Source organism: Kingella sp. SNUBH-2017, assembly GCF_028680565.1.
Classification (GTDB): domain Bacteria; phylum Pseudomonadota; class Gammaproteobacteria; order Burkholderiales; family Neisseriaceae; genus Kingella_D; species Kingella_D pumchi.
The window spans coordinates 160138-178343 of the sequence record NZ_JAPHVK010000003.1; the positions used below are offsets into that span (position 1 = coordinate 160138).

An 18206-nucleotide genomic window follows, 5' to 3' on the forward strand; every position below is an offset into this window, starting at 1 on the left:
CTGTTAAGCCCCGTAGGTCGGATACTCGTATCCGACAAGCTTTTGCTCAATACCAACACAGGCAGCCTGAAAACTTTTCAGGCTGCCTGTGTTGGTGGCAGGGATTACGGATTGGGCGTTTTGTATTTTTGTGCGGGCGGATTCGGGTTTCAGGCTGCTTTTGGGAAGTGTCTCAAGGCAGCCTGAAAAGCGTTTGAACTGCTTTAAAAACGGTTTTTCAATTCGCGCAGCAGTATGAATGCGGCTTCGGCATTGCCGGCAGGGCAGCCTGAAAGCTCGGCGGCGCGGGCTTGGACGGCGGGCAGGTGGCTGCGTAAAAAGGGATTGACGCGCTTTTCGTGCGCCAGCGAAACCGGCAGGCTGGGTATGGTGAGTGTGGTGGTGGCGCGGCGGATGTCGGCGTTGTCCGGCTCGATATGTTCGGCAAAACGCAGGTTGGCGGCGGTGTATTCGTGGGCGGGGTAGAGCAGGGCAGAGTCGGGCAGGGCGGCGAGACGCTGCAGGCTGGTGTACAGCCATTCGAGGCGGCTGTCGGGGAAGACGCGGCCGCAGCCGGCGGCAAACAGGGTGTCGCCGGTGAAAACGTGGCGGTGCCCGTCGAAGAGATAACACAGATGGCCGGCGGTATGGCCGGGGGTGTGCCAGACTTCGGCGTCCAAGCCCTGCCAGCGGATCAGGCTGCCTTCACCAACGGTATCGGTAGCGGCGGCAATGTCGCTGCCGCCGCTGACGCGGCATTGGGGGAAGGCGGCCAGCAGTTCGGCAATGCCGGCGGTGTGGTCGCCGTGGGCATGGGTGATCCAGATATGCTCGAGCTGCAGGCTGTGTTGCTGCAGGTAGGCCAGCACGGGCGCGGCGGCGCCGGGGTCGATGCAGACGGCGCGGCCGCGGCTGGCGATCAGCCAGATATAGTTGTCGCTGAGCGCCGGCAGCGGGGTGATGGTGTAACTCATGCGGATTCGGCCAGCCAAAACTGCAGGGCGATCAGGGTTTTGGCGTCGCGGATACTGCCGTCGTCCAGCGCGCGGCGCACGGCGGCACGGTCGAGCAGCACGGTTTCGACAAACTCGTCTTCGTCGGCCTGCAGCGTGCTGTCGGCGCTGATATTGACGGCGCGGTACAGGTGCATTTTTTCGTCGCAGAAACCGGGGGCGGTGTAGAACTCGGCGAGTTTTTCCACGCGCTCGGCACGGTAGGGCGTCTCTTCGGCCAGCTCGCGCAGGGCGCAGACGGCGGGGTCTTCGCCGGCATCGAGTTTGCCGGCGGGCACTTCGAGCAGGGCTTCTCCGGTGGGGTGGCGCCATTGGCGCACCAGCACCACGCGCTTGTCGGCGGTTACCGCCAGCACGCAGGCGGCGCCGGGGTGGCGCACGACTACGCGCTCGGCTTCGTGGCCGTTGGGCAGGCGCACGCGGTCGCGGCAGATGTCGATAAAGCTGCCACGGTACAGGGTTTCGCTAGCCAGCGGGGCTTCTTGCAATCGGTTCATCGGGCGGCCTTTCTTGTTTTTCAGGCAGCCTGAAACGGTTTTCGCGCTTTCAGGCTGCCTGTGTTTGAACGAATGGACGGGTTTAATTGGCAACGCCGTTTTCGCTGCCGTTGTCAAACAGTGGATTGTGGCCGGGCAGATCGAGCGCATCGGCATAATCGGGCAGGGCGGCGTTTTCCGGCAGGATGTCGTGCAGCAGGCGGATGTTTTCCACTTGGCAGTCCACCATCAGATCGAGAAAGTCTTGCTGGATGATGCGGATGTCGTCGCGCGGCGACAGCGGCCAGGAAAAGACCTGGCTCATCAGTGAGTAGGCGGACTCGGCGGCATTGAAGCCGAATAGGAGCTTGCCGCCTTCTTGCGCCGCCATCACCACGCCGACGCGCGGGCTTTGCAGGCGCACCGAGCGGATAACGTTGGCGGAGAAGACATCCAGCGCCATGCGCAAACGGGTGCGGCTGGCATCGGCCAGCGCAGCCAGCGGGCTGGCGGGGCTGAGCGGGTTGGTAAACAGGGTCATGTTTTCTTCGGCGAGATATTCCTGCCATACCTGCATCAGCGGTAGGGCGGCTTCGCGCAGGCTTTGGCCGAGCGCGGCTTGGATTTCGCGGCCGCCGTAGCCCAGCGCGTAGAGCGCGTGCACCGACTGGTCCTGCGGAATGGCGGCGGACGCGGTGGGCAGCGACGCGGCAAATTCGGCGGCGGCATCGGTGCTTTCTTTGGCGGCGTACCAGTCGTCGGGTTTGATTTTGGCAAAGTCGTCGGAACGAATGAGCTGCGGCAGCCACACGGCGCGGGTCAGCGGGCGCAGCGCGGGATAGTTGGCCAGGCAGGCGTTGATCAGGGCTTCGGGGCAGCTGCTTTTGAGTTCGCCGGCTTTGTCGGCGCCGGCCACCACGATAACCGGCAGCGCGAACCACTGTAATTGTTCGTCGTTTTCAGGCTGCAGGGCTTCGTCCACGGTGTCCATCAGTGCGGTGTAGATATCGGGCGCGCCGGCCATGGTCATCGCCACCGACAGGCCGATGTAGTGGCGCAGGCCGAGCATCTGGGCGATTTGTTTTTTCAACTCGGCGCGCGCTTGTTCGGCGTCTTCGGCCGATTCGGGGCGGGCGATGCGGGTGGCCAGCAGCAGCAGTTTGTTGTTAACGGTGCGTTCGGGATAGGGGCGGGGGTCGGGCAGATAGGTGTGCGGCATGATGTGGCGGCTCTTGAAGCGAAAAGCCGCGATTGTATAGCGGATGCGGCGAATATTCCATATCGCCCTGATCCGCCTGCCCGCGGCGGGCAAACGGTGTTTTCAGGCAGCCTGAAAGCCCAAATCGCGCTGCTTTTCGGGTAGAATCCGCGCCTTTGCCAATCTTTACGGAAGTCCTTTTATGTACAGCCTGCTGCGCCCGTTTTTGTTTGCCATGGACGCCGAAAACGCCCACCACTTCACCTTCCGCCAGCTGCAACGCGCCTACTGCCTGGGGCTGCTGCCCAAAACCGACCCCCATACCGCGCCAACCAAGCTGATGGGGCTGGATCTGCCCAATCCGGTGGGGCTGGCGGCGGGACTGGACAAAAACGGCGAGTATATCGACGCGCTGGCGGCGCTCGGTTTCGGCTTTATCGAAATCGGCACCGTTACCCCCAAGCCGCAGGCGGGCAATCCCAAACCGCGCCTGTTTCGCGCGCCCGAGCAGCTGGCGGTGCTCAACCGCATGGGTTTTAACAACGACGGCATCGACCGCATGATCGCCAATATCGAACGCAGCCGCTTTAAGGGCGTGCTCGGCATCAATATCGGCAAAAACGCCGTTACCCCCTTGGAAAACGCTGCCGACGACTATCTGCTGTGCTTGGAAAAAGCCTATCCCCATGCGTCTTACATCACCGTCAATATTTCTTCGCCCAATACCAAAAACCTGCGCGATCTGCAGTCCGGCGACGAACTTTCGCGCCTGCTGGGTAGCCTGAAAGAGCGCCAGCAGCAGCTGCAGGGGCAGCACGGCCGCTATGTACCGCTGGCGGTGAAAATCGCCCCCGATCTGGACGACGCGCAGATTGACGATATCGCCCGCATCGTTCCCGCCTGCGGCATCGACGCCGTCATCGCCACCAACACCACCATCGACAAAAGCGCACTGGGCGCTTCGCCGCTGGCGCAGGAAGCCGGCGGCCTAAGCGGCGCCCCGGTGTTCGCCCCCAGCAACCGCGTGCTGAAAAAACTGGCCGATGCTTTTGCCGGCAGCCTGCCGCTGATCGGTGTCGGCGGCATACTCAGCGGCGGCGACGCCAAACACAAACTCGATTTGGGCGCGACGGCGGTGCAGGTGTACAGCGGCATGGTTTACCGCGGGCCGGCGCTGGTCAAAGAATGTCTGGCCGCCTGCCGCTGATGTTTTTCAGGCAGCCTGAAAGGATTGCACCATGAATTTTCTACTGATCAGCATTGCCTGCAGCGTCGCCGTATCGGTGCTGCTCAAACTCGCCCGCAAAAACGACATCGGCCTGGCGCAGGCGGTGGCGGTGAACTATCCCGTGGCCGCGCTGCTGTCGCTGGTTTTTCTCAAGCCCGATTGGCACAACTGGCAAAGCGCGCTGCTGCCGCAAAGCTGGCTCTTGGCGCTGTTGGGCATGCTGCTGCCGAGCGTGTTTGTGATTATGGGGCGCGCCGCCGAGCAGGCGGGCATTGTCAAGGCCGACGCCGCCCAGCGCCTGTCGCTGTTTCTGCCGGTGCTCGCCGCCTTTGTGCTGTTTGGCGAAACGCTCAGCAGCAACAAAATCATCGGCATCGCCCTGGCCTTTGCCGCACTGTGCTGCCTGCTCTACAAAGGGCGCGGCAGCGCCGCCGCCAAAGGCAGCGCCCCCCTGCTGCTGGGCGTATGGGCGGGCTACGGCGTTATCGACATCCTGCTCAAACAGCTCTCCAAAACCGCCGCCACCGCCGATTATCTAAGCGTGATGTTTGCGCTTGCCGCGCTGCTGATGGCCGGCTATCTCGTTGTGCGCCGCCAAAAATGGAGCCGGCGCGACATCGGCGGCGGCATCCTTTTGGGCTGCCTGAATTTCACCAATATCCTGTTTTACCTTAAAGCCCACAAAGCTTTTAAAAACGACCCGACGCTGGTGTTTACCGCCATGAATATGGGCGTGATTGTTGCCGGCACGCTGGTCGGCACGCTGCTGTTGCGCGAGAAAATCAGCGCCGTCAATGTCGCCGGAATCGTCCTTGCCTTGGCCGCCGTTGCCTGCCTGTCTTACTGGCCGCAGCTTGCCGCGTGGCTGGGGATGTAACTTGAAACGAAAAGGCAGCCTGAAAACCGTAAAACCGTTTTCAGGCTGCCTTTTTTCGCGTGAAAGCCGTTATAATCGCCGGCGTTAAAACCATTTGGGCAAGGAGTTTCATAATGAACAAAAAACTGATCGCCGCCATTGCGGCAGCCACCGCACTCAGCGCCTGCGGCACCAACGGCAACGGCGTGTCGCTGGGCATCGGCTTGGGCGGTTTCAGCCGTCATGTCGGCATCGGCACCAGCGTCAATATTCCCTTGGGCGGCCGGCAGGCCGATACCGACGAAAAGGGCGGTTTGCGCGTGATTGAAGAGCAGATCGTTACCTATTTCGATGCCGAAGGCCGCGCGACTGAACACGGCGTGAAGGGCGGCTATTACCGCCAGCTCTTGAAAAAGCAGTCCAAGCGCGATTATCTGGTGCAGGACTTTTATTTCGACGGCCAAAAACGCAGCGATCCGATGGTGATTGCCCGCGAAAACCTGTTTGTGTTCCGCGCCCACCCCGAAAACGGCGTGTTGACGGTTTACGCCATCAACGGCGCGGTGATGCAGCAGCAGAACTACCGCAACGGCCAGCCGGTATCGGTGGGACGCTGAATCCGGCGCAAAACAGGCAGCCTGAAAGACGCAAACGTTTTTCAGGCTGCCTGTTTGCTTGGCGCAGCCAAACCGTTTAAAAGAGCTCGAAAAAAGCAGCCTGAAAGGTTTTCAGGCTGCTTTCGTATCTTCAGGCTGCCGCTGCTTGGGCAAGGCAGCCTGAAAGCCGCGTTTAGAATGTGTAGCGCACCGACGCGGTGAAGCTGCGCGGGGTGCCGTACACATGGATGTCGGGCATGGTTTTGTATTTTTTGTTGAAGATGTTGTCGGCATTCAGGCGCAGGCGCAGGTTTTTGCCGATTTGGTAGCTGGCCATCAGATCGACGGTGGCGTAGGCGCGCTGCGCCAATGCGGCGCGGGCTGCGGGTTCGGTTACTTCCGGCCGGTCGTCGGTGATAAAGCTCTGCCAGTTGAGGTTGCCGCCCACGGTTAGGCGATCGTTGATGTCGTAGCTGGTGAAGAATTTGACCAGATGCTCGGGGTAATAGACCGCCAGTTGTTTGCCGTCGCTGTCTTTGGTTTTGGCGCGGGTGTAGGAGGCGTTGAGCAGCCAGCGCTCGTTGATGCGGCCGTTGAGCGAGAGTTCCCAGCCGTTGGTGCGGGCGTGGTCGGCCGCGCGGTAATACTCTTTGCCGCTGGCATGTTGGCCGGCTTTGACGGGCAGCTTGCTCTTGCGGGTTTGGAACAAGGATGCGGCTGCATTGAGCCGGCTGCCGAACCAATCCGGCAGCCGCCCAAACAGGCCGTGTTTTTCAGGTAGCCACAAGTTTCAGGTAGCCTCCTGCCCGATGCAAAGGAGAAGTCGGAGTTAAGAGCCAAATTGAACCGACTGCCTGCACCTTTCCATACACCGGAGGCAAGATTGGGGAAACAAGCCAACTATCTGGCTGGATTGAATAAACAGCATATTCCTGCCGGATATATGCAAAGTATTATTAATTGCTTGCCAGCTGCCGCACCCGCAGGCTACCATGCCGCACATAACCGATACCGATACGACCCGATCCGGAGCCCCAATGGATTCCCCCGCGAACACGCCGTACCGCCGTACCACACAGCAACACCGCTGCCGCCAGCATGGCCTTCATGCTGCGCACAGCGGTGTTTTTGTTTGACGGGTGTAGGTGCGGAAGAGGCTACCTGAAAACAAGCGGTGAAGATTGGTAAAGAGCAAAGGAAAGGTTTTCAGGTAGCCTCTAAGATTCCAGATATGCTGCTGCCGGGCAAAACAAAATCAACCAGAAAAAACATGATTACATTAAGAGACATCACCCAATTAATCGCCATGCTGTATTGGGGCACGATGCTGGTATGTGCGCTAGGCACGATCTTTCTATGCTACAAAGCCCAGCCCAAGTTTTTGGAGAAATACCCATGGCTGTTGCCAGCCCCCGGGCTTGTTGTGGCAGCACTGTTTTTTCTGTTTCCCAAAACGCTCGTTTGGCAGGAAGAGCGGGAGAATGCCGAAAAAGTTGCCGAATGGCGCAAACGCTACGATCCCGCCAAAGCCCGCTTCGACCAGTTGTGCCAAAACGCCGGCGAGAAGATCTACCACACGGCGGACAATGTGGACGGCATCCTGCTGCTGAAAGTGCGCGGGGATGACGAGAAATATCAGAGTAACCGCTACAATCCGCTGAAAGACCAGATGTGGGAGGATGCGGCGGTGGCAAGTGAATTCGAGCGAGAGGAGTATGTTGCCAGCTTTTTGCCATATTTTTCCCGTGCCCATTATGATTATGTTGATGTATTGCAAAAAGACGGTTCTATCATCCGCTATAGTGGTGATTGGCATATGTCAGACAAACCGTTTAATCAAGAGACTAATCCAGCACATCCTGCCCGCTACGCAGTTACCTATGAGAATGATGTTTCTTGGGAAAACCGGAAACATTGGATAGCGGGAACAACCATCAAGATTATCGATACCCAAACTAACACACTGATGGCTGAAAAAACAATGTATGTTTTTGTGCCCGAACTAGGATATTCTAAGTTTGAACAAAATCCGAATCCTTGGGGTAGAGGGGAAAGATGCCGTCCTAATGAAAATTCCTATGAACAGAGAACCAGTACATTTGTAAAAAGAGTTTTACTTTCACCATCATTCAAACCGGAGACTAAAAATGACTAATCAACAACAAAATACTAATACCAATCCTGCAACTATTTTAGAGTTTGCTAGATTACAGTTGGCAGCAGAAGTTTTATATGATCTTAAAAATGCTATACCTAACTGGGAAATTACGGTTGATAACCCAAATATAGGGAACTTATCCTTTGATAATCTAATAACCAAGAAGCGCTTACAGTCTGGTAATGATCATAACAGTAAGTTTACCGAGGCTGATGCAGAAGAATTTGATAAAAACTGGGAGATGGTGGCGCATATTGCCAATACCACTACCGGATTTTCAGGTAGCCTGTTCAGAGCCAAGAAGGATATTCCAGGTGCGGATATTAAGAAAGGAGATCTCACCATTTCCTTCCGCAGTACCGAGTTTGTGGATGATGCCGCCCGGGATTCACAAGCCACCAACACCTTTGAAATCGCCGATCGCGGCTGGGCATTCGGCCAAATCAGCGATATGGTGCGCTGGGTGCGAATATTGCAGGAAAGAGGGTTGATCGATAGGAAATTAAATGTTACCGGTTATAGTTTGGATCATGCAAATAAAGAATATTTGATATAGATTTATGAATAAATGGTGAAATATGAAAAAAACTAAACTTACAAGATAATATATATAAATCAATAACAAATATGGTGATGCTATTATTGATAGGGTGTAATATGCAGGATGGTGTAAAAGATAATCAGGAGCAAGTTGTGGATAATAATCAATTCAGCTCTCAAAGTTCTGATCGTGAAGCAGCAAGAGCGGATTCTATAGCAATAGAACGCTGCCGTAAGCAGTTGCACCGAGCAACCGATCAAGATGATTTAATCCAACAGATGTACTATACCGCCTTAAGAGACGATTGCCTCTATGCGATGGATTTAGAAGAGTTGCAGAAAATTTGGGATATTCCGGTCCTTGAAGGGTGGGATGCTTATCCTTCTAGTTCTAGATTGGGAATATGGGTAAATAAAACAGATAATTTTACAATCTATCCAATATCAACTAATTTTTATACAAAATATGAGCAAAATGTAAAACCGAAATCTATGTTTATAGATAATAATTTCCCATCATTCTTGCCTAGGCCTATTGTTATAGATAAAACCGAAGAAAGGTTAAACTCAGAACCTCTAACAGACGGGGTAATAGATTATGATTATAAATCCAGTGAGTTTGCCCAACCGGGATTTATTCAGGCTGGTTTCCGTTATATATGGAAAAGAGGAAACCGTGAAATGGAGGCAGTTAACTTATATGGGTCCATTATTAAGATAAAGTTTAGTACCAGATAGTTGTTGCATTATTATAAATAGTTTTATTTGATATATTTTATATGTTTGGAGTTTGTTATGATTAGCTTAACAGAAAAGCAAGAAAATGCCTTGAATGATTTAAAAAATATAGGCTTCAGTCAATCAGATTTAGATAGAATAAAAAATAATAGTTTATTACTATCTCAGAAGGCAAAGCGAAAGGGTAGCAAAGGCGACGCGGCTTTATACACTACTGCTGATTTTTGCCCGATACAAAAATTCCCGCCTTTGTTTGGCGGGAATTGAAATGATGTTGCACAGAGTGCAATAAATAAAATTGGGATTTTTCGCAGGAATGCGGTGGATTTTTCGCGGCGGGCTTCAGAAACCCGGCACAAAAAAGCAGCCTGAAAACTTTTCAGGCTGCTTTTTTGCGCTTTCAGGCTGCTTAACGGCGGGCAGCCTGAAAGCTGCCGCTGCCGTGGCGGGTGTTATTTGCCGCCGGCTAGAAACAGCCGGTAGGCGGCGTTGTCGGTTTGCTCTTCGTAAACATAACCGAGCTGCTCGAGAAAGGCATCGAAAGCCTGGGCATCGGCGGGCGGAACGTCGATGGCGACCAGTATCCGCCCATAGTCGGCGCCGTGGTTGCGGTAGTGGAACAGGCTGATGTTCCAGCCGGTTTGCAGCTGGTCGAGAAAGCGGGCAAGCGCGCCGGGGCGCTCGGGAAACTCGAAACTGATCAGCCGCTCGTTGGCAACGTTGCGGGTGCGGCCGCCGACCATATAGCGCAGGTGGACTTTGGCCATTTCGTCGTCGCTCAAATCGATATTGGGTAGATTGGCGGCGGACAGCTCGCTGCTGATGCGGGCGATGTCGGCAGCGCCGGCAGCCTGAATGCCGACGAAAATATGCGCGACTTCGGGATCGCCGTAGCGGTAGTTGAATTCGGTGATGTTGCGCGAGCCGAGCACTTTGATGAATTCGCGGAAGCTGCCGGGGCGCTCGGGAATGGAAACGGCGAAAATCGCTTCGTTGCCTTCGCTCAATTCGCTGCGCTCGGAAACGTGGCGCAGGCGGTGGAAATTGATATTGGCGCCGCTGGTAATGGCGGCAAGGGTCTGGCCGTGCACGCCGTTGCGGGCGATATAGGCTTTGAGCCCCGCCAGCGCCAGCGCGCCGGAGGGCTCGCAAATGCTGCGGGTATCGTCAAAAATATCTTTGAGCGCGCTGCACACGGCATCGGTATCGACGGTGATGATGTCGTCCAACAGATCGCGGCACATGCGGAAAGTCTCTTCGCCCACCAGCTTGACGGCGGTGCCGTCGGCAAACAGGCCGACGTCTTTGAGCGCCACGCGCTCGCCGGCGGCCACGGAAACTTTCATCGCGCAGGAATCGTTGGTCTGCACGCCGATCACTTTGATTTCGGGGCGAACCTGTTTGATAAAGGCTGCCACGCCGGCCGCCAGCCCGCCGCCGCCGATGGGCACGAATACCGCATCCAGATGCTTGGGATGCTGGCGGACGATTTCCATGCCCACCGTGCCCTGGCCGGCGATCACATCGGGATCGTCAAAAGGCGGGATATAGGTTTTGCCGCTTTCGGCCACCAGCTTCATGGCGTGCTCGTAGGCATCGCTGTAGGAGACGCCGGCCAGCACCACTTCGCCGCCGCGGGCGCGCACGGCGTCGATTTTGATCTGCGGCGAGGTTTCCGGCATCACGATGGTGGCCTGGCAGCCGAGCTGCTGCGCCGACATCGCCACCCCTTGCGCGTGGTTGCCGGCGCTGGCGGCGATCACGCCTTTTTGCAGCGCTTCGGGCGGCAGCTTGGCCATTTTGTTGTAGGCGCCGCGGATTTTGAAGGAAAACACTGGCTGCAAATCTTCGCGCTTGAGCAGGATGGTGTTGCCGGTGCGCCGCGACAGGTTGGCGGCGGTTTCAAGCGGGGTTTCGACTGCGGCGTCGTACACCGCGGCGGTCAGGATGCGGATCAGATAATCGGCGTATTGGGGGTAGTGGTTGATGTTCATATCGGCTGTTTCGGCGCTTGGCAAAAAAAGGCGCAACCTTACCGCCGCCGCCGCTTCGGCGCAAGTCTTGCCGCCGCCGTTTGACCGCCGCGCCACACTTTCAGGCTGCCTGCGCCGCCAAGCAGCCTGAAAGACGGAGCTGCAGCGGCGCCGGCGCAGACGCCAAAGCGCTTCTTGGGCTATAATCGCGGCTCGTTTTCCCGGCGGCTGCTGCGAAAGTGTTTGAGCCAAAGTTTGAATCGGGCTTTCAGGCTGCCTATTTGAAACTTGAGACGAAAGGAAATCAGCCATGTTGTTTCTGTTGATCGTTTTGCCGGTTGCCATCGGTTTCGCCTGCCTGAAACTGCTGGATTCCAAACAATGGCTCCAAGCCATGATCGCCAGCGCGCTGGTGTTTTGCATTGCCGCCGGCTGGTGGTTCAAGCAGCCGTTTTTCGGCCTGTTTATCGGCGTGTGGGTGTTTGCCGCTTTCTTTTTGCCGTGGATTATTATGCTGTGGCTTGACGACCAGCCTTTCCCCAAAATCGACCTGCATGAAATGTGGAACCGCCCGTTTATGCTGCTCGACAGGAAAACCGATGTGATTGGCGAGCTGTGGGGCGGCGCCGGCGAAGAAGATGCTGTTGAACCGCCCTCTGCCAAAGAGCGCAAACTGCGCAGCCACAAACGCTAAAGCCGTTTGTTTTTTCAGGCTGCCCGAGAGCACAGGTTTTCGGGCAGCCTGAAAGCGTAACGCTGCCGCAAGCCACCTGTAATCCGGTTCCGCAAACCAAGAAACTCCCCACATGAAAAAACACCTCTTCGCCGCTCTTCTCTGCACCCTTGCCGCCAGCGCCGCCGCCCGGCAGTACGCCGTCGATATCGACGACGGCATCACCGGCAGGGTCGACATCCAAGGTAGCCGCTTCAGGCTGGTATCCATCCGCGACATCTACCGCGGCCAATGCAAACTCGAAGGCCGCATCAAAAACGGCAGCTGGAACGACGGCAAAGGCTGCGTCGTCCGCTTCGCATTCGGCGGCAAAAACCAAGAAAAGCTCACCGTCACCCCCGAGGGCGAATGCAGCCGCTACTGCGGCGAGGATGGCAGCTTCAAAGCTACATATACCGCCATCCCCGCCCTGTGCACCCCCCAAGGCAGCCGGGCTGCCGAGCAGCATTTTCAGGCTGCCTACCGCGCCCAACGCCACCCCGAAGCCCTGGAAATCAAAAAACAATACGTCGAACAATGCGGCCGCTTCGCCACCGGCAACTCCCAAATCAAAATCTACAACGATCTGGCCGACAGCTATCTGCACACCGGTGACAAAGCCGCCTGCCGCCGCACCCTTGCCGAAATCGCACACCGGTTCGAGCCCGGAACCCACCCCTCTTTCTCCGCAGACAAAAATTTTTCCCGCGAGCAAAAACGCTACGAAGCAACTACTCAAGCCTGCGCCGAATAAGGCCGCACGGCCAAGGCAGCCTGAAAGCCCGTTTTCCGTTTTCAGGCTGCCTATACCCGTTTAAACCGTTTCCGAAGCCATGATTAAAACCGACAGAATCCGTAAGTCCCAGCCCGTGCCAAGCATGTCCCGAACCCTGAATCTCCTACTGCTTGCCGCCCTTGCCGGCGCGCTGGCGCTGCCTGCCGCCGCCGCGCCGCGGGTAAAGCAGAAAATCCGCCCCCAAGCCGCGCCGACGGCTTCTGCCCCTGCTGCATCCGCGCCGGCTGCGTCTGAAACGGCACCGCCTGCCACATCCGCTGCTGCGCCGAGCCTCGCCGCCCCAGCCGTCCACCGGCCACAGCCCTTGCCGGAAATCGCTGCCACCGCCTATGCGGTGCAGGATTTGCAAAGCGGGCAGGTGCTGGCGGAAAAAAACTGGGAAACGCCGATCGAGCCGGCTTCGCTCACCAAGCTGATGACCGCTTATCTGGTCTTCAAAGCGCTGCAGGAAGGCAGCCTGAAACCGGAGCAGACGGTTACCGTGTCCGCACGCAGCTGGGGCACCGACGGCCCGCGGATGCTACTGCTGAAAGATTCGCAGGTGAGCATTGCCGATCTGGTTAAAGGGCTGGTGGTGCAGCAGAGCAACGATGCGGCGGTGGCGCTGGCCGAAGCGGTGGCCGGCAGCGAAGAGCAGTTTGTCGAAATGATGAATGCCGAAGCCAAGCGGCTGGGCATGGCGCAGACCCGTTTTGAAAACAGCACCGGTCTGCACGGCGAGCAGCACTTGAGCAGCGCCAAAGACCTGCTGATACTCGCCGCAGCGCTGATGCGCGACTTCCCGCCGCAGTATTACCAGATTTACTCGGTCAAATCCTTTACCTACAACGGCATCACCCAGCCCAACCGCAACCTGCTCTTGTTTCGCGATCCCGCGGTGGACGGCATTGCCGGCGGCTACGGCGGCAGCGCCGGCTACCATCTGATCGCTTCGAGCAAACGCAACGGCCGCCGCGTGGTGGCGCTGGTGGCCGGCGCCGCCAGCCCCGAAGCGCGCGCCACCGAAAGCAGCAAGCTCTTAAACTACGCGCTGCAGGAATTCGATACCGTGCTGCTGTACCGTGCCGGCGAAAAAGCGGCCGATATTCCGGTGTCCGGCGGTGCCGCTCCCGCCGTGTCCGCCGGCTTCGAGCAGGATTTGTACCTGAGCATCCCGCGCAGCCGCGACGGTGTCAAAATCGAAATCGAAAGCCGCCGGCCGCTCGCCGCCCCTCTGGACAAAGGGCAGCCGCTGGGCACGTTGCGGCTCAAATCCGGCAGCCGCGTCTTGGCCGAGCGGCCGCTGGTTGTGGTTGCCGCCATGCCGCAGGCCGGCTTTTGGGGGCGCATCAAGCAGCTCTTCTCATAGCGCCTTTCAGGCTGCCTGAAAGGCGAAATCCCGTTATAATGCGCCGCTTTTTACCGCCGCCGCAGTGCGCGCGGTTCAATCTCCACACTTAAAGGACAGCAAACATGGGCTTTTTACAAGGCAAGAAAATCCTCATCACCGGCATGATTTCCGACCGCTCCATCGCCTACGGCATCGCCAAAGCCTGCCACGAGCAGGGCGCCGAGCTGGCGTTTACCTATGTGGTGGACAAACTCGAAGACCGCGTGCGCAAGCTGGCCGAAGGCTTCGGCTCCAAGCTGGTGTTCCGCTGCGACGTGCAAAACGACGAAGAAATCGCCCGCGTGTTCGCCGATTTGGGCCAGTCGTGGGACGGCCTCGACGGCCTGGTTCACGCCATCGCCTTCGCCCCCAAAGAAGCGCTGTCCGGAGATTTTCTCGATAGCATCAGCCGCGAAGCCTTCAACACCGCCCACGAAATCTCCGCCTACAGCCTGCCGGCGCTGGCCAAAGCCGCCCGCCCGATGATGCAGGGGCGCAAAGCCTCCATCGTCGCACTCTCCTACCTGGGCGCCGTGCGCGCGATTCCCAACTACAACGTAATGGGCATGGCCAAAGCCAGCCTGGAAGCCGGCATCCGCTTCACCGCGTCCTGCCTCGGTAAAGAAGGCATCCGCTGCAACGGCATTTCCGCCGGCCCGATCAAAACCCTCGCCGCCGCCGGCATCGCCGACTTCGGCCGCCTGCTCGGACACGTTGCCGAACAAAACCCGCTGCGCCGCAACGTAACCGCCGACGAAGTCGGCACCGCCGCCGCCTTCCTGCTCTCCGATCTGGCCTCCGGCATCACCGGCGAAATCACCTATGTCGACGGCGGTTACAGCATCAACGCGCTCAACGAAAGCTAAACCCGCCTTCAGGCAGCTTAAACGCCGCCGCCTTTTTCAGGCTGTCCGCACCGCTTCAACGGCTTCTCGGGCAGCCTGAAAACTTTGGGGCAGCCTGAAAGTACCGATTCCGCGTCCACCCGATTTTTTTTCAGGCTGCCTTGTCCTATCCAAGCCTTAAAATAGCAGGAACCCGAAACCAAAAGCAGCCTGAAAAACAGCAAACCCTTTTCCCGCCATTGCTCTTGCGCGGGAAAAGGGTTTTTTCAGGCAGCCTGAAAAGCCAAAAACGGCTTTCAGACGGCTTTCAGGCTGCTTGGGATGGTGCGGCTTTGCTTCAGGCTGGTTCGTTTTCCTCTTGCCGCACCCAGCCGTGCAGCCCCTGCGCCAGCCAGCTTGCGCCGTGGCGCTGCCACAGGCTGTTATCGGCATAGGCCAGAAGCGGCAGGGATGTGCCGTTTTGCAGGCAGGCGTTTAGGGCGGCGGCAGCGTTGTCGTTATCGACGCGCCACAGCAGCACGTCGGCATCTTGGGCAGCCTGAAATTCGGCAAGGCTGGAGACGCCGACCCATACGCTTTTACCTGCGGGCAGCCGGCCGAGCGTTTGCAGTTCGGCATAATCGAGCACGATATTGGCATGGGCGTCCGATGATAAACGATAGGGAACGACGCGGTATTCCTGCCCGCCGTGGCAGCCTGAAAACCCGGTTTTCAGGCTGCCGAAAAGCTGCGGTGGGATGGCCAGCGCAGCCAACAGCGCCTGATTGGCGGGCAGCATCGGTTCGACGGTATAGCGGCCGGCCTGCTGCCATGCCCAGCGCTGGCCTTCGCGGGCTTCAGGCTGCCCGCGCCAGCCCTCGGACGCAATGCGGAAAAAATACAGGTTCACCAGCGCGTGTTCGTAGCGGTGGGTTTTGGCCAGCCACGGGCGGGCGTGAAGGATTTCGATGCCCAGCTCTTCGGCAAACTCGCGCTTGAGCGCCTGCAGCGGCGTTTCGCCGGCTTCGATTTTGCCGCCGGCAAATTCCCAGTAGCCGGCGTAGGGCTTACCCTCGGGGCGGGACGACAGCAGAAACTCGCCGGCATCGTTTTCGACTATGCCGGCGGCCACGCGGATTTCGGGAATGTCTGCCATTACGGCGCTCCGTGCGATTCGGGATTGGCCAGCCAGGTGCTTTCGCTTTTGCCGCTGTAAAACTCTTCCTTCCAAATCGGCACCTGGGCTTTGACGGTGTCGATAATAAAGCGGCAGGCGGCAAAACCGGCGTCGCGGTGGCCGGCGGCGACGCCCACCCACACCGCCATCTCGCCCACTTCCAAACGGCCGTAGCGGTGCACGCAAACGGCATCGGCGATGGCAAAGCGGCGTTTGGCTTCGGCAATCACTTCGTTGCCGGCGTTGAGTGCCAGCTCGCGGTAGGCGCTGTACACCAGATATTCGACGCGGCTGCCTTCGTTTTGGCGGCGCACCCAGCCCTCGAAGCAGTTGAAGGCGCCGCAGTTTTCGTTACCCAGCAGCCGCGCGCGCAGGGCGGCGGCGTCGATGGCGGATTCGGTCAGATCAAACATTTCAGCCTCCTGCCACCGGCGGGATAAAGGCCAGGATGTCGCCGGCTTTCAGCGCGGTATCCCAAGCGGCAAACTGGTGGTTGACGGCGCAGCGCAGGCGCTCTTGGGGTAGGGCGAAGCCGTATTGTGCGGCCAGGCGCTGATATACGACGGCGGCGGTTTCGCCGTTATTCAGAACAACGGTTTCGCTTTCGCGACCGGCCGCTTCGCGCAGGGCGGCGAAGTAGAGCACTTGGATTTCAGCGGCTGAAGTCATGTTTGCCTCCGGATTTGTGCAGCAGGCGCACGTCTTGGATTTCGATGTCGTGGCTGAGCGCCTTGGTCATATCGTACACGGTAAGCGCGGCTACGGTTACGGCGGTGAGCGCTTCCATTTCGACGCCGGTTTTGTGGGTAACGGCCACTTCGGCGGTGATGTTCAGGCTGTAGGTGGCGTCGTCGTATTCGAGCTCCAGCTTGCAGCGCTCGAGCATCATCGGGTGGCACATCGGAATCAGCGCGGCGGTATTCTTGGCGGCCATAATGCCGGCGATGCGGGCAACTTCGGTAATCGCGCCTTTGGCGGTTTGGCCGTTGGCAGCCTGAATTGCAGCATAGGTCTGCGGCGGGAACAGCACCCGCGCACCGGCTTGGGCCACGCGGCGGGTTACGGCTTTGTCGCCGACATCGACCATACGGCTTTTGCCTTGTTCGTCCAAATGGGTAAGCGACATGGCTTTCCTTTCTAAAACGGTGGGAATGCTTACAGCAGGCGATCGGGCGCGGGACTGTCGGCCAGCACCTGCGCGCTCAGATAGGCCTGAACGCTTTCTTTGATTTCAAAACGGTCTTTATGCTGCACTTCCTGCGGCAGCAGTGGCGGCGGAATATCGACGCTGACGCGGATTTCCGGCAGCGACACCACCTGCCACAGCGAGCGGATCAGGCCGACGTGGGCAAAGGAAACCGCTTCGGTGCGGCGGCCGTCGGCGTAATAGCGCATCGCCACCGGCTGCACCGCGCAGCCGCTGTTGATGGCAGCCTGAAACAGCGCGGCTTTGAGCGGCAGCACGCCGTTGCCCAAAGACGTGCGCGCTTCGGGGAAAAAGCAGACGTTGCCGCCGGCTTTGAGCGTCTCGCTCATGGCGGCGGTGATGGGGTCGATGTCTTTGCGGTTGCTGCGGTCGATAAACACCGTGCCGGCGTTGCGCACCGCCGCGCCGATCAGCGGCCAGCCGGCCAGCTCTTTCATAGCGATAAAGCTCGACGGATAAAACAGGCTGACCACGAAAATATCCAGCCACGAGATATGGTTGGGCGTAACCAGCAGGCTGCCTGAATATTCGGGCGGCGGATTGGGCGCATCGACGCGCACATTGAGCAGCTGCAGGCATCGCGCGCTGGCATCGCGCAGAATGCGGTTGCGCTCGGCCAGGGTAAAACCATCCAGCCGGCGCAGGCGGGCGGCGGTGGCGAAAAACCAGCCGATCAGGCGGAAAATGCGGATAAAACGGGTAAAGAAGCGGGTTTTGGCAGCCATGCAGACAATCGGGCGGAGAGCAAAAAGTGCGCATGATGCAGGCTTTGCCTGCCGCTGGCAAGTGCGCCGCCGCCGGCAAAGGCTATGCCGGCGATAGCGGCGGCGCGGGCAAAAGTTTTCAGGCTGCCTGAAACGGAATCAGGCAGCCTGAAAAGCGCAAAACGGTGTTTTAGGGCTGCAGGCACAGCTTAAGCCAGATGGCCTGCTGCTCGGGATTCAAAAGCTGGAAAAACTCGTGGTAAAACTGCAGTTCGGCCACGGTGTTTTGGATATCGGTTTCATAGCGCGCCTGGGCGATGCGCTGGGCGTGATGGACATCGAAAGTGTTTTTTTCAAACAGCGGCACCAAAGGCACTTGGTGGTTGTGGCGGCTGTCGCGGCTGATGCGCCCGAGCGCCGATTTGTAGCGCTTACGCAGACCCTGCATCTCGGACATCTGCTGGCTGCTGAGCTTGAGAATGCGCAGGTTGCAGTTGGGGCGGATGTCCGCGGCAAAGGCAGCATGCGGCAGCAGCAGAAAAACACCGACCGCCAGCAGGCGGCAGAAAGGAGCGAATCGAAAAAGCATGGATCAGCCTGTATTTTATTAAACCTTTGCAAACGGCAAAGCGGCATGTGCGTGTGATAATTGGTCAGCCGCA

The 18206-nt window shown here is 58.2% G+C and carries 22 protein-coding genes; 11 read left to right on the plus strand and 11 right to left on the minus strand.

What is annotated here, in order from left to right; all coding sequences use genetic code 11:
• Positions 1 to 203: 203 nt before the first annotated feature.
• From gloB to OP500_RS04220, 3 genes are all read right to left on the minus strand, one after another.
• Entirely contained in the window at positions 204 to 953 is a 750-nt protein-coding gene (gene gloB, locus OP500_RS04210) for a hydroxyacylglutathione hydrolase (RefSeq protein WP_274070270.1), read from the minus strand.
• Positions 950 to 1489, minus strand: a complete 540-nt coding sequence (locus tag OP500_RS04215; RefSeq protein ID WP_274070271.1) for an NUDIX hydrolase — start codon at positions 1487 to 1489, stop codon at positions 950 to 952. Before OP500_RS04215 ends, gloB begins: the two co-directional genes overlap by 4 nt.
• Positions 1490 to 1571: 82 nt before the next feature.
• Positions 1572 to 2687, minus strand: a complete 1116-nt coding sequence (locus OP500_RS04220) for a conjugal transfer protein (RefSeq protein WP_274070272.1) — start codon at positions 2685 to 2687, stop codon at positions 1572 to 1574.
• A gap of 181 nt (positions 2688 to 2868) precedes the next feature.
• Between OP500_RS04220 and OP500_RS04225 the strand changes: the two genes are divergently transcribed.
• From OP500_RS04225 to OP500_RS04235, 3 genes are all read left to right on the plus strand, one after another.
• Positions 2869 to 3873, plus strand: coding sequence for a quinone-dependent dihydroorotate dehydrogenase (locus OP500_RS04225; protein ID WP_274070273.1), 1005 nt, complete (start codon positions 2869 to 2871; stop codon positions 3871 to 3873).
• A 31-nt stretch (positions 3874 to 3904) separates the two neighbouring features.
• The gene (locus OP500_RS04230; protein ID WP_274070274.1) at positions 3905 to 4771 is read left to right on the plus strand and encodes a DMT family transporter; all 867 of its coding nucleotides are present in this window, start codon (positions 3905 to 3907) and stop codon (positions 4769 to 4771) included.
• Between the two features lie 113 nt (positions 4772 to 4884).
• Positions 4885 to 5367 (plus strand): NemA protein, encoded by a 483-nt coding sequence (locus tag OP500_RS04235; protein ID WP_238747867.1) that lies wholly within the window; start codon positions 4885 to 4887, stop codon positions 5365 to 5367.
• Between the two features lie 172 nt (positions 5368 to 5539).
• Here OP500_RS04235 and OP500_RS04240 read toward each other — a convergent pair whose 3' ends face one another.
• On the minus strand, positions 5540 to 6133 hold the full coding sequence (locus OP500_RS04240) for a TonB-dependent receptor domain-containing protein (protein WP_274070275.1): 594 nt from the start codon (positions 6131 to 6133) through the stop codon (positions 5540 to 5542).
• Positions 6134 to 6520: 387 nt separating this feature from the next.
• On the opposite strand from OP500_RS04240, the gene OP500_RS04245 reads away from it, so the two are divergent.
• The 4 genes from OP500_RS04245 to OP500_RS04260 all read left to right on the plus strand — a co-directional run bounded on the left by OP500_RS04245 (position 6521) and on the right by OP500_RS04260 (position 9049).
• The gene (locus tag OP500_RS04245; protein WP_274070276.1) at positions 6521 to 7501 is read left to right on the plus strand and encodes a hypothetical protein; all 981 of its coding nucleotides are present in this window, start codon (positions 6521 to 6523) and stop codon (positions 7499 to 7501) included.
• Entirely contained in the window at positions 7494 to 8060 is a 567-nt protein-coding gene (locus tag OP500_RS04250) for a hypothetical protein (RefSeq protein ID WP_274070277.1), read from the plus strand. The genes OP500_RS04245 and OP500_RS04250 overlap by 8 nt, the downstream gene beginning before the upstream one ends.
• Positions 8061 to 8131: 71 nt before the next feature.
• Entirely contained in the window at positions 8132 to 8782 is a 651-nt protein-coding gene (locus tag OP500_RS04255; RefSeq protein WP_274070278.1) for a hypothetical protein, read from the plus strand.
• A gap of 57 nt (positions 8783 to 8839) precedes the next feature.
• Positions 8840 to 9049 carry a hypothetical protein gene (locus tag OP500_RS04260; protein ID WP_274070279.1) on the plus strand — a complete coding sequence of 70 codons (210 nt, stop codon included), beginning with the start codon at positions 8840 to 8842 and terminating at the stop codon, positions 9047 to 9049.
• 185 nt (positions 9050 to 9234) lie between these two features.
• Here the strand turns inward: OP500_RS04260 and ilvA are convergent, their stop codons facing one another.
• A complete protein-coding gene (ilvA, locus tag OP500_RS04265) occupies positions 9235 to 10776 on the minus strand; it encodes a threonine ammonia-lyase, biosynthetic (protein WP_274070280.1) in 1542 nt (513 codons plus the stop codon).
• Between the two features lie 289 nt (positions 10777 to 11065).
• Here ilvA and OP500_RS04270 point away from each other — a divergent pair, with 289 nt between their 5' ends.
• From OP500_RS04270 to fabI, 4 genes are all read left to right on the plus strand, one after another.
• A complete protein-coding gene (locus tag OP500_RS04270) occupies positions 11066 to 11449 on the plus strand; it encodes a hypothetical protein (RefSeq protein ID WP_274070281.1) in 384 nt (127 codons plus the stop codon).
• A 112-nt stretch (positions 11450 to 11561) separates the two neighbouring features.
• On the plus strand, positions 11562 to 12221 hold the full coding sequence (locus OP500_RS04275; protein ID WP_274070282.1) for a hypothetical protein: 660 nt from the start codon (positions 11562 to 11564) through the stop codon (positions 12219 to 12221).
• Between the two features lie 124 nt (positions 12222 to 12345).
• The gene (locus OP500_RS04280) at positions 12346 to 13611 is read left to right on the plus strand and encodes a D-alanyl-D-alanine carboxypeptidase family protein (RefSeq protein ID WP_274070283.1); all 1266 of its coding nucleotides are present in this window, start codon (positions 12346 to 12348) and stop codon (positions 13609 to 13611) included.
• A gap of 104 nt (positions 13612 to 13715) precedes the next feature.
• Positions 13716 to 14498, plus strand: coding sequence for an enoyl-ACP reductase FabI (fabI, locus tag OP500_RS04285; RefSeq protein WP_274070284.1), 783 nt, complete (start codon positions 13716 to 13718; stop codon positions 14496 to 14498).
• A gap of 316 nt (positions 14499 to 14814) precedes the next feature.
• On the opposite strand, the gene OP500_RS04290 is transcribed toward fabI, so the two are convergent.
• From OP500_RS04290 to OP500_RS04315, 6 genes are all read right to left on the minus strand, one after another.
• Entirely contained in the window at positions 14815 to 15612 is a 798-nt protein-coding gene (locus OP500_RS04290) for an NUDIX domain-containing protein (protein WP_274070285.1), read from the minus strand.
• Positions 15612 to 16046 (minus strand): molybdenum cofactor biosynthesis protein MoaE, encoded by a 435-nt coding sequence (locus OP500_RS04295; protein WP_274070286.1) that lies wholly within the window; start codon positions 16044 to 16046, stop codon positions 15612 to 15614. Before OP500_RS04295 ends, OP500_RS04290 begins: the two co-directional genes overlap by 1 nt.
• A gap of 1 nt (position 16047) precedes the next feature.
• Positions 16048 to 16302 (minus strand): MoaD/ThiS family protein, encoded by a 255-nt coding sequence (locus tag OP500_RS04300; RefSeq protein ID WP_274070287.1) that lies wholly within the window; start codon positions 16300 to 16302, stop codon positions 16048 to 16050.
• Positions 16286 to 16759 carry a cyclic pyranopterin monophosphate synthase MoaC gene (moaC, locus tag OP500_RS04305; RefSeq protein ID WP_274070288.1) on the minus strand — a complete coding sequence of 158 codons (474 nt, stop codon included), beginning with the start codon at positions 16757 to 16759 and terminating at the stop codon, positions 16286 to 16288. The genes OP500_RS04300 and moaC overlap by 17 nt, the downstream gene beginning before the upstream one ends.
• 29 nt (positions 16760 to 16788) lie before the next feature.
• Complete coding sequence (locus OP500_RS04310; protein ID WP_274070289.1) at positions 16789 to 17565, minus strand: lysophospholipid acyltransferase family protein; 777 nt, start codon at positions 17563 to 17565, stop codon at positions 16789 to 16791.
• 169 nt (positions 17566 to 17734) lie between these two features.
• A complete protein-coding gene (locus OP500_RS04315) occupies positions 17735 to 18133 on the minus strand; it encodes a Spy/CpxP family protein refolding chaperone (RefSeq protein WP_238747890.1) in 399 nt (132 codons plus the stop codon).
• Between the last annotated feature and the right edge of the window lie 73 nt (positions 18134 to 18206).